Source organism: Collinsella sp. BG-O-102, from assembly GCF_023656745.1.
Classification (GTDB): Bacteria; Actinomycetota; Coriobacteriia; order Coriobacteriales; family Coriobacteriaceae; genus Collinsella.
Window position 1 is genome coordinate 32,744 of record NZ_JAMOKO010000017.1, and the last position, 11,187, is coordinate 43,930.

General features: G+C 57.9%; 6 protein-coding genes and 1 CRISPR repeat array. Of the genes, 4 read left to right on the top strand and 2 right to left on the bottom strand.

Annotated elements, in window-relative coordinates; genetic code table 11:
• The first annotated feature begins 6 nt into the window (after positions 1–6).
• A complete protein-coding gene (locus NBH09_RS08525) occupies positions 7–1,089 on the top strand; it encodes a carcinine hydrolase/isopenicillin-N N-acyltransferase family protein (RefSeq protein ID WP_250787707.1) in 1,083 nt (360 codons plus the stop codon).
• A 139-nt stretch (positions 1,090–1,228) separates the two neighbouring features.
• A complete protein-coding gene (locus NBH09_RS08530) occupies positions 1,229–2,308 on the top strand; it encodes a 6-phosphofructokinase (protein ID WP_089572334.1) in 1,080 nt (359 codons plus the stop codon).
• Positions 2,309–2,847: 539 nt separating this feature from the next.
• Here the strand turns inward: NBH09_RS08530 and NBH09_RS08535 are convergent.
• Together NBH09_RS08535 and NBH09_RS08540 are read right to left on the bottom strand one after the other, a co-directional pair.
• Positions 2,848–5,613 carry an ABC transporter permease gene (locus NBH09_RS08535; RefSeq protein ID WP_250787708.1) on the bottom strand — a complete coding sequence of 922 codons (2,766 nt, stop codon included), beginning with the start codon at positions 5,611–5,613 and terminating at the stop codon, positions 2,848–2,850.
• A 5-nt stretch (positions 5,614–5,618) separates the two neighbouring features.
• Complete coding sequence (locus tag NBH09_RS08540; RefSeq protein WP_117743716.1) at positions 5,619–6,320, bottom strand: ABC transporter ATP-binding protein; 702 nt, start codon at positions 6,318–6,320, stop codon at positions 5,619–5,621.
• 271 nt (positions 6,321–6,591) lie between these two features.
• Between NBH09_RS08540 and NBH09_RS08545 the strand changes: the two genes are divergently transcribed.
• Together NBH09_RS08545 and cas9 are read left to right on the top strand one after the other, a co-directional pair.
• On the top strand, positions 6,592–7,230 hold the full coding sequence (locus tag NBH09_RS08545; RefSeq protein ID WP_250787709.1) for a GyrI-like domain-containing protein: 639 nt from the start codon (positions 6,592–6,594) through the stop codon (positions 7,228–7,230).
• Between the two features lie 196 nt (positions 7,231–7,426).
• Positions 7,427–10,438 carry a type II CRISPR RNA-guided endonuclease Cas9 gene (gene cas9, locus NBH09_RS08550; protein WP_250787710.1) on the top strand — a complete coding sequence of 1,004 codons (3,012 nt, stop codon included), beginning with the start codon at positions 7,427–7,429 and terminating at the stop codon, positions 10,436–10,438.
• 121 nt (positions 10,439–10,559) lie between these two features.
• A CRISPR array of direct repeats spans positions 10,560–11,123; the repeat unit is 36 nt; unit sequence GTCTTGAGCACGCGCCCTTCCCCAAGGTGATACGCT.
• The last annotated feature ends 64 nt before the right edge of the window (positions 11,124–11,187 follow it).

Below are 11,187 nucleotides of genomic sequence, written 5' to 3' on the forward strand. Positions count from 1 at the left end.
GCCGTCATGAAGCCACGTAACATTGCCATCGCCTGCGGTGTCGCAGGAGTCGCCGTCGGCCTTGCCGCCGCCGGCATCGTTTACCGCAAGCAAATCAAGTCCGCCGCGTCGCTCAAACGCTTGACTGGCTACGCAGACGGCTATGACCTGTACGCAATCGACATCGCCTACGACTACGATCTTGATCGCATCATCGCCGCTGGCGTGCGCGACGACCAGGCCTACATCGATGCCGTGGTGGCGCAGGTGCTGCCCGGTGTGCCGGTACATGTCCAGGCGCCCCAGTTTGCCTGCAGCGCTTTTGTCGCCGTAGATGCCGAAGGCCGCGTGCGCACCGGCCGCAATTACGACTTTAAGGACGACACCTCGGCGCTGCTGGTGCACAATCACCCACGCGACGGCTATGCCTCCATCGGGTTTGCCGCCCTTAACAACCTGGGCGATAACACTCCGCTTGACTCCGTCGGCGGACGCGCCGCCGCACTCATGGGCCCGTTTGCCCAGCTCGACGGTGTTAACGAATGCGGCGTGTCCATTGCCGTACTCACCCTGGATTCCAAGCCCTGTGACCAGGACACGCAACGCCCCGTCATCAACACTTCGCTCGCCATCCGTCTGGTGCTCGACCGCGCGGCTACCACGCAAGAGGCCGTCGACCTGCTTTCCGCCTACGACATGCACGCCATGGCAGGACGCGATTACCACTTCTTTATCAACGACGCCGCCGGTGACGCGCGCGTAGTAGAGTGGGATCCGCGCGATCCGGACCGTGCTTTCAAAGCGACTCCTGTACGCCAGGTTACGAACTTCTACGCCTGCTATGGCGACGAAGTGCTGCCCAACCAAAAGAATGGCGAGCTGGGCCATGGTAAAGAGCGCGCCGTCGCAATCGCCGATGTCCTTGACGCCCACGCCGGTGCCCAGGACGAGGCAGTCGCTTGGAAGGCCCTTCGCGCCGCAGCCCAAGAGCCCAATCCGGAAGACATCACCAGCAATACGCAATGGTCGGTCGTCTTTGACAATACCGAACCCGCCGCCGCTATTACGCTGCGCCGCCACTGGGGCAACGTCGATGCCTTCGCACTGTAAGGAACCAGGCCCGTCGACCTTACGTTCCCTGACGTTGCTTACATTTCCATACGCTTGGGCTAACACGTTTTACCCCCGTATCAACAGTGTGCGGGGGTAAACTTATGCGCATGTTATAACTTGCCCGGAAGGATTCATCATGCTCAGGATCGGTCTTCTTACCAGTGGCGGCGACTGTCAGGCGCTCAACGCCACCATGCGCGGCATCGTCAAAACGCTTATGACCAATAGCGAAGAACCTATCGAGATCTATGGTTTTGAGGACGGCTACCAGGGCCTTATCTACAGCAGATTCCGCGTCATGACGCCCGCCGATTTTAGCGGCATCCTCACCCGCGGCGGCACCATCCTGGGCACGAGTCGCACGCCGTTCAAGCGTCTGGATACCCCCGAGGCCGATGGTGTCGAGAAGGTGCCGGCGATGGTCCACACCTATCATAAGCTGCAGCTCGATTGCCTGTTTATGCTGGGCGGCAACGGCTCCACCAAGACCGCCAACCGCCTACGCGAAGAGGGCCTCAACGTTATCGCCCTGCCCAAGACCATCGATAACGACACCTGGGGCACCGAGCTGACGTTTGGCTTTACGAGCGCCATCGACGTCGCCACCAAGTGCATCGACGACATCCACACCACCGCTTCGAGCCACGGCCGCGTGTTCGTTATCGAGATCATGGGCCACAAGGTTGGCTGGATTCCGCTGTACGCCGGCGTCGCGGGCGGCGCGGATGTCATCTTGATTCCCGAGATCCCCTACGACATGGATAACGTCATCAAGACCATCGAGCATCGCATGGAAACCGGCAGCCGCTTTACCATCGTGGCCGTCGCCGAGGGTGCTATCTCCAAGGAGGACGCGGCGCTGTCCAAGAAGGAGTACAAGAAGAAGCTCGCCGAGCGCACGAGCCCGTCGATCGTCTACGACATCGCCAAGGAGATCGAGGCCAAGACCGGTCGCGAGACCCGCGTCGCCATCCCCGGCCACACGCAGCGCGGCGGTCAGCCCGACGCCCAGGACCGCATCTTTGCGACCCAGTGCGGCGTCGAGGCCGCGCTGGGCTGCCTACGCGGCGAGTTTGGCTACATGATTGCCCTGCGTGACGGCAAGATGTGCCACATGCCGCTCGAGGAGGTCGCTGGCAAGCTCAAGTACGTCGACCCCCAGAGCGATCTAGTGCGCGAGGCCAAGGCGTTGGGCATCAGCTTCGGCGACGAATAGCCTCGGCTGGAACCGCCCCCATCGGAGGCCCCCAGGGCTTACCTCCCAAATCGTCCTCGGACATGTCAGGACCCCGCCGTGCGCTTCGCGCGGCGGGGTCCTTCCGTCCTGCGGAAAGATTTGGGAGGTAAGCCCTGGGGCCTCCTGCGGTAACCGGGGAGGCCGAGGCTATTCGTCTTCTTGCTGCAAGTGCTTGGGGTAGGATGCGGCGTGCATTTTTGGGAGTATTCAGCAGCCGAGGGTGCCTGCATACTGGATTTTGGGCGAGAGACAGGCGCCGCGGGCCGCATTCTGCAAAAAAAATGAGCGGTCCTCGAGGCGCCGGAGCTCAAAGTCAGGCTTTCAATGCGCTTTTGTGCGCCCGCTCCCGCACCCGCGGGCTCCGGGATGCTGAATACTCCGGAATTTGCACGTCGCCCCCTGGGGTACCCGCGGGCAAAAAGCAACCGCCCCGCCGAAATATGCAATCGGCGGGGCGGTTTATGCAAAAATGCGGTTGTGGTACATTACAGCTCGCTACAGCTTGAATCCCAGGCAGGTTACTCGGCGCTTTTGAGGGCGCCGACCATGTCGATCTTGTTGAGGGTATGATTGGTAGCGAGGTTAACGATAAACGTAAAGCCGAAGGAAAGCACCACGGCAAGCACGTAGCTCAGCGGCTCGACTTCGACGTCAAAGTACAGCGACGGCATCTGCAAAATGTACGTAAAACTCTCGGCCAGTGCACCGCCCAGCGGAACACCCAGCGCGGCACCAATCGCCGTGAGGATCAACGTCTCCTTGTTGACGTAGTGGTGCACCTCGCCGCGACGGAAGCCCAGCACCTTAATGGTTGCCAGTTCGCGCTCGCGCTCCGAAATGTTGGTGTTGGACAGCGTAAACACCACCACAAACGACAGGCACGCCGCCATAAAGGTCACGAGCACCACCACGGAATTGATAATCGCAAAGTTCGCCTCGTAGTTCTGCCAATGTTCGGCCGTGCTCGAGATGGTGAGCCAACCGTCGCTCTTAAGCTTCTTGCTAAACGCAATCTGGTCGGCCGACGAACCCTTAAGCAGCACAAAGACGCCGTTGAGTCGAGCACTGCGACCAAAAACTTGCTCATAGGTACTCTGCGTCATGTAAAGCGTGTTGCCCAGATAGTTGAGCGAAATGTCGCTAACCTTGACCTTGGCGACGTTGAGCGACGAATCCTGGACGTGAGCCGTATCGCCCGGCTGAATCCCCAACACCAGCTGTGAACTTTTGCTCAGATACACGTCTCCGTCACGCAAAGGCAGAGGTTCTTTGGACTCATCCTCCAGGCGCACGTAATCGCCCAAGTCACCCGCGCGGTCATCGGGAATCACGATGAGCTGCACGGTCTCGCTCTTGCCGCCAAACGTAAAGGTGACGTTGTCGGTCATAATCGGCAGGGTCGAGGTCACCGTCACGTTGGAATCATTGGCCGCGCTTCGCTCGTCGAGCGCCGCGCACGTCTGCGAAAAATCGTCGGGATTGGCAACCGCCAGCAGGTCATAGCGCGTGATATGCCCGTACTGCTTGGGCGAAAGCGCCACCGACGTATCACGAATGCCCATTCCGCAGATCACGAGCGCCGTGCAACCGGCGATACCGAAGATGGTCATAAAGGCGCGCTTTTTGTAGCGGAACAGGTTACGCGCCGCCACCTTGTTTAAGAAGCCCATGCGGCGCCAGATAAAGCCGATGCGCTCAAGCAAGATGCGCGAGCCGGCACGCGGGGCCTTGGGACGCATAAGCGAGGCTGGGGTCTCGGACATCTCGTGGCGGCAGGCGATAATCGTAGCGCCCACCACGCCCACGGCAAACAGCGCCACCGACACGAGCGACGACACGATGTCGTACGAAAGCAGCATCTGGGGCAGCGAGTACATGTCGTCGAACACCGTAAACAGGAACAGCGGCAGGCCCACAAATCCGATGATGTTGCCGAGCACGCCGCCGATCAGACACGCCCACAGCGAGTAGTCCACGTATTTGGACAGAATACGCCCACGTGAATAGCCGAGCGCCTTGTACAGGCCAATAAGAGTGCGCTCCTCCTCGACCATGCGCGTAGCGGTGGTAAGGCTGATGAGCACGGCGACGATAAAGAAGATAAACGGGAACACCGTGGCGATGGCCTCAATTGACGAGCTATCGCTTTCCACGCTCGAGTAGCTTGCGATGTTGCCGCGATCCTGGATGTACCAGGTGCATTCGCCCAAGTCAGAGAGCTCGGCGCGGGCATCGGCGAACTGCTGGTCGGCAGCGGCGCGACGCTGGTCCAAATCGGCCTGCGCCTGGGCGCGCTCTTCGCTGCCTTCGGCCATGCGATCGATGTTTCTCTGCTCAACCCCAAAGAGCATCTCCGCCTGGCGCTCGGCCGCGTCAAGGCTCGCCGGCGTGTCGACCGTCAGCTCCTGAGCGCGCGCCTTCTCACGCTCCTCGCGGATCTTCTCGATATTGCCTTTAACCTCGTTGATCTTTGTCGTGTAGGCATCTGAATAGGAGTTAAGACTCTTGGCTCCCTCGACGATCACGTGGACCGCAGAGTAGGAAGAAGATGTCGCGGCGTCCTCGCTCACATAGAACTTATAGTCCGCCGCCGAAGCAGCGCGAAAGGCGTTGACGGTCGAGTCGGAGCTCACGTCGGTAGGATCGAGGACCTCGGCCGTAATGGTGTAATCGCCCGCGGCAAACTGATCCTTGGCACTTTGGTTGGACGAGCTCGCGTCATTGGCGGCAAAACTCACTGTATCGCCGAGCTTTTTGCCCGAAGCCTTCAGGAACTTCGAAGTCACCGCGACTTCATCGGCGCTCTCGGGCAAATCGCCGCTCACCAACACCGGTTGATCGATGTTCTCCTTGGAGAGACTCTGCACGACCACGCGTTCGCGCGTTGTGCCCACGGCGGTGTAGGCGGTCTCGGTGTAGATGCCCTCGGCCGTCTCGACGCCGTCGACCTCTTGGATAGCCGCAAGATCGTCGCGCGTAAGGCCATAGGTCGACTGCACGTTGATGTCATAGACATTCTGCTGATCAAAATAGGCGTCGACCGAATCGCACAGGTCCTCGCAGCCCGCCTTGAGGCCGCACATCACGCTCACGCCGAGCGCGGTGATCACGACGATAGACAAGAAACGTTTGAGGCTGCCGCGAATCGTGCGGTAGATGCCACGGCGAAAAACCGTCGGCACCATATCGTTTGAGCTTTGGGCAGTACGGTAGGTCGCGAACTCCCGATCGCGACCCGTGTGCTCCGTATCGTGGTTTTGGCTGTTTTGGCGATCCTGGTCCATGGGCGCTACCACTCGATCGTCTCGATAGGCACGGGATTTTGCTGGACCGTCTCGCTCTCCACGCGGCCGCTCTTAAAGCGGATCAGGCGATCGGCCATGGGCGCCAGTGCGGAGTTGTGGGTGATGATAATGACCGTAATGCCCTGCTTGCGGCAAGTGTCCTGCAGCAACTGCAAGATCTGCTTGCCGGTTTTGTAGTCGAGCGCACCCGTAGGCTCGTCGCACAAAAGCAGCTTGGGGTTCTTAGCCAGTGCGCGGGCGATGGACACGCGCTGCTGCTCGCCACCCGAAAGCTGTGCCGGAAAGTTGGCAAGGCGCTCGCCCAGGCCAACCTGGCAAAGCGTTTGCTCGGCATCGAGCGAGTCGGGGCAAATTTGCGCCGCGAGCTCGACGTTTTCGAGGGCCGTCAGGTTGGGGACCAGATTGTAGAACTGGAAGACAAAGCCGACATCGGCGCGGCGGTATTCCACGAGCTGTGCCTCGTTGGCGGAGCTCACGTCGCGCCCGTCCACCGTCACGGTACCGGAGGTCGCCGTATCCATGCCGCCCAGAATGTTGAGCGCCGTGGTCTTGCCGGCGCCCGAAGCACCCAGAATGATGGCGAGCTCACCGCGCTCGACCGTAAAGCTCGCGCCGTCGAGCGCATGAATGCGGGCGTCGCCCTCGCCGTATGCTTTGATGACGTCTTTGAATTCGATATAGGCCATCGATTAATTCCCATCTGGTCGGATAACTCTTTAGTATTACCCATTTCCCACCGACCAAAAAGGGACAGGTTTATTTTGGCAGGTTTTATATGGGGAAACGGCAGCTATAGATGAGACGCCGAGGAGGCAGGGAAATCATCGACGGGGTCAGGCCGACCGCCAAACACAACGCACGCATCTCAATCTGTCAGCCAAATCATTCGAACAGCTGTTCGTTTCTATGATATGATTCCGCTATCTAAGCAGGCCAATACGCAGAAAGGCGGCCAACATGGCGTTCGACTTTAAAAAGGAATGCAAGGAGCTCTACAAACCTGCAAGCAAGCCGAGTATCGTAACTGTCCCGCCTATGAGCTACGTTGCCGTTCGCGGAAAGGGCGACCCAAATACCGAAGGCGGCGAATATCAAAACGCCCTGCCGCTGCTTTACGGCATCGCCTATACCGTCAAGATGTCGAAGAAAGACTCAAGGAGTATCGAGGGCTATTTCGACTTTGTGGTACCGCCGCTCGAGGGATTCTGGTGGCAAGACTCCCCGAACGGCGACATCGATTATGTACGCAAGGACGATTTCAACTTTATCTCGTGCATCCGCCTGCCCGATTTCGTCACCCAAGATGACTTTGACTGGGCAGTCGCGGAAGCCACGACCAAAAAGAAACTGGACTTTTCTGCCGTCGAGCTGCTTAAAGTTGACGAAGGTCTCTGCGTTCAATGCATGCACACCGGGCCCTACGACAACGAATCGGCGACCGTAAACGCTATGCATGAATTAATGACCGAGCAGGGCTATGTCCCCGACTTCTCAGACTCCCGTTTACATCACGAAATCTATCTCTCCGATCCACGCAAATGTGCACCGGAGAAACTTAAGACTGTGGTTCGTCATCCTATCAAGCGCGCTGAATAGCGTTGGGCGCCGTTCCGCCATTCAATCTCAGGGCGAGATTCAATTTCAACAAACGGCATCATCCGGCAACCGATATGTAAGGCTGTATAAATCGTTTCCGTTTGCCTAACAAAATGACCGCTCGGCTAACAAGCTCGACCCATGTCCTCACGCGATGGTACTGTTCTCTCGAGTTCTTATTAGAGAGGGGTGCTCCATGGAGATCACCATCAATCGCGAAATTGGGAAGCTCGGACTTCCCAGGCATCTTGTGCTTGGCATGGATCCAGGAATTGCAAGCTGCGGATTCGCACTTATCGACACAGCCAATCATGAAATCCTGGATTTGGGCGTCAGATTATTTGACTCTCCAACTCATCCTAAAACGGGCCAAAGTCTTGCGGTTATTCGCAGGGGCTTCCGCTCTACCCGTCGAAACATTGACCGTACCCAGGCGCGCTTGAAGCACTGTCTCCAAATCCTCAAGGCTTATGGCCTCATCCCCCAAGACGCCACCAAAGAGTACTTCCACACCACAAAAGGCGACAAGCAGCCGCTCAAGCTTCGCGTTGATGGCCTTGACCGCCTGCTCAATGATCGCGAGTGGGCGCTAGTCCTATACTCCCTCTGCAAGCGCCGTGGATACATCCCCCACGGAGAAGGCAATCAGGATAAATCAAGCGAAGGCGGCAAGGTTCTATCCGCCCTTGCGGCCAACAAGGAAGCAATTGCGGAGACCTCGTGCCGCACCGTTGGCGAATGGCTCGCTCAGCAGCCTCAAAGTCGCAATCGTGGCGGCAATTACGACAAGTGTGTAACGCACGCCCAGCTTATCGAAGAAACTCATATCCTATTTGATGCTCAACGCTCCTTTGGCTCCAAATACGCTTCGCCGGAATTTGAGGCCGCATATATCGAGGTTTGCGATTGGGAGCGTTCGCGCAAAGACTTCGACCGCCGCACGTACGACCTCGTTGGCCACTGCTCATACTTCCCAACAGAAAAACGAGCCGCACGCTGCACGCTTACGAGCGAACTTGTTTCAGCCTATGGAGCACTCGGCAACATCACCATCATCCACGAAAACGGGACCTCTCGCGCCCTGAGCGCTACGGAGCGCGATGAGTGCATTGCGATCCTGTTCTCGTGCGAGCCAATTCGAGGCAACAAAGATTGTGCTGTTAAATTCGGCGCCCTCCGAAAAGCGCTCGACCTTAGTTCCGGCGATTACTTTAAGGGAGTTCCAGCTGCCGACGAAAAAACGCGCGAGGTGTACAAGCCCAAGGGATGGCGCGTGCTCCGCAATACCCTCAATACGGCCAACCCCATTCTCCTGCAGCGTTTGCGCGATGACCGCAATCTCGCCGATGCCGTTATGGAGGCGGTGGCATACTCTTCAGCTCTCCCCGTACTCCAAGAGCAGCTTCAGGGGCTGCCGCTTTCGGAAGCGGAGATTGAGGCGCTCTGTAGGCTTCCCTATTCATCCAAAGCTCTTAACGGCTATGGCAACCGTTCCAAAAAAGCACTCGACCTGCTGCTCGATTGCCTCGAGGAGCCCGAGGTCCTCAACCTTACGCAGGCCGAAAATGACTGCGGCCTGCTGGGACTTCGCATCGCTGGCGCCCAGCTCGAGCGCTCCGATCGCCTGATGCCCTATGAGACCTGGATCGAACGTACCGGTCGGACAAATAACAATCCCGTCGTCATTCGCGCCATGTCGCAAATGCGAAAAGTGGTCAACGCCATCTGCCGCAAGTGGGGCGTGCCAAACGAAATCCACGTTGAGCTTGATCGAGAGCTCAGGTTGCCTCAGCGCGCAAAAGACGAGATTGCCAAGGCCAATAAGAAGAACGAGAAAAATCGCGAGCGCATTGCCGGGCAAATCGCTGAGCTGCGTGGCTGCACGGCAGATGAGGTCACGGGCAAACAGATAGAGAAGTACCGCCTGTGGGAAGAGCAGGAATGCTTCGACCTTTACACGGGCGCTAAAATCGAAGTCGATCGCCTAATTAGCGACGACACCTACACGCAGATTGACCACATCCTGCCGTTCTCTCGTACGGGAGAAAACTCGCGCAACAACAAAGTCCTGGTCCTCGCCAAAAGCAATCAGGATAAACGCGAACAGACACCTTACGAATGGATGTCCCACGACGGTGCGCCTTCATGGGATGCTTTTGAGCGTCGCGTTCAGGAAAACCAGAAACTCAGCCGTCGCAAAAAGAACTTCCTGCTGGAAAAAGACCTTGATTCCAAGGAAGGCGAATTCTTAGCACGCAGCTTCACCGACACCGCCTATATGTCGCGAGAAGTATGCGCTTACCTCGCCGACTGCCTACTGTTCCCCGATGATGGCGCAAAAGCACATGTTGTTCCTACCACTGGCAGAGCGACCGCATGGCTGCGTCGCAGGTGGGGGCTTAACTTTGGTTCGAATGGCGAAAAAGACCGCTCGGACGATCGTCACCATGCCACCGATGCTTGTGTGATTGCAGCATGTAGTCGAAGCCTCGTGATTAAAACCGCTCGAATCAACCAAGAGACACACTGGAGCATAACCAGAGGCATGAACGAGACCCAGCGCCGCGATGCCATCATGAAGGCTCGCGAAAGTGTTATGCCCTGGGAAACCTTTGCGAACGAAGTACGCGCGGCGCACGATTTCGTCGTACCCACCCGCTTTGTTCCGCGTAAGGGAAAGGGAGAGCTATTTGAGCAGACGGTCTATCGCTATGCCGGCGTCAACGCACAGGGTAAAGACATTGCTCGCAAGGCGAGCTCCGATAAGGACATCGTCATGGGCAACGCCGTTGTGTCGGCAGACGAGAAGTCGGTCATCAAGGTGAGCGAAATGCTGTGTCTGAGGCTCTGGCATGACCCGGAGGCCAAGAAGGGGCAGGGCGCTTGGTACGCAGACCCCGTCTATAAGGCGGATATTCCTGCACTTAAAGATGGGACGTATGTGCCTAGAATTGCTAAGGCGCATACTGGCCGAAAAGCCTGGAAGCCCGTGCCCGAAAGCGCTATGAAGAAACCGCCGCTGGAGATATATCTGGGCGATCTAGTACAGATAGGCGATTTTGTTGGGCGGTTTAGCGGATTTGACATCAACGGTGCAAATTGGTCTTTTTCTGACAGACTTACCAAGAAAAAACTGCGTTCACCAACCGTAAACAAGCTTGGCAACGATCCATTGCCGCTCATTATCCGTGAGTCACCTGTTCGTTAAGGCGTTGATGCGCGCCACCGCTGTCCAGATGAGGGCGCCGGCGCGCATTAACATATGCAGGCTCTGCCCGCACATTCTTAAAGCAATGCGTTTCAAAATCAGCGTTGCCCCTGTTCCTCAAATCTTGAGCACGCGCCCTTCCCCAAGGTGATACGCTGATGAGCGTGAGCCAGAACGTCTTGTTCTTGTCTTGAGCACGCGCCCTTCCCCAAGGTGATACGCTCAAAAACGACGGCTCGACGAGTCCCATTTAGTCTTGAGCACGCGCCCTTCCCCAAGGTGATACGCTAGACGCGCGCGCCTCCTAGCTCCTCCTCAAGTCTTGAGCACGCGCCCTTCCCCAAGGTGATACGCTCGGTCATGCCGCTATCACCGATGCAGAGGGGTCTTGAGCACGCGCCCTTCCCCAAGGTGATACGCTGCAAAAAACAGCCGACCCCGCCGCCGCTCGGTCTTGAGCACGCGCCCTTCCCCAAGGTGATACGCTCGAACGGCCCAGATGTCAGCCGGCGTCCTCGTCTTGAGCACGCGCCCTTCCCCAAGGTGATACGCTTCGACGCCCTCGACAGACGATTTGCGGTAAGTCTTGAGCACGCGCCCTTCCCCAAGGTGATACGCTTTCCGGCATGCCTATTGGTGTTGCTGCCGTGTCTTGAGCACGCGCCCTTCCCCAAGGTGATACGCTCGGTCATGCCGCTATCACCGATGCAGAGGCGTCTTGAGCACGCGCCCTTCCCCAAGGTGATACG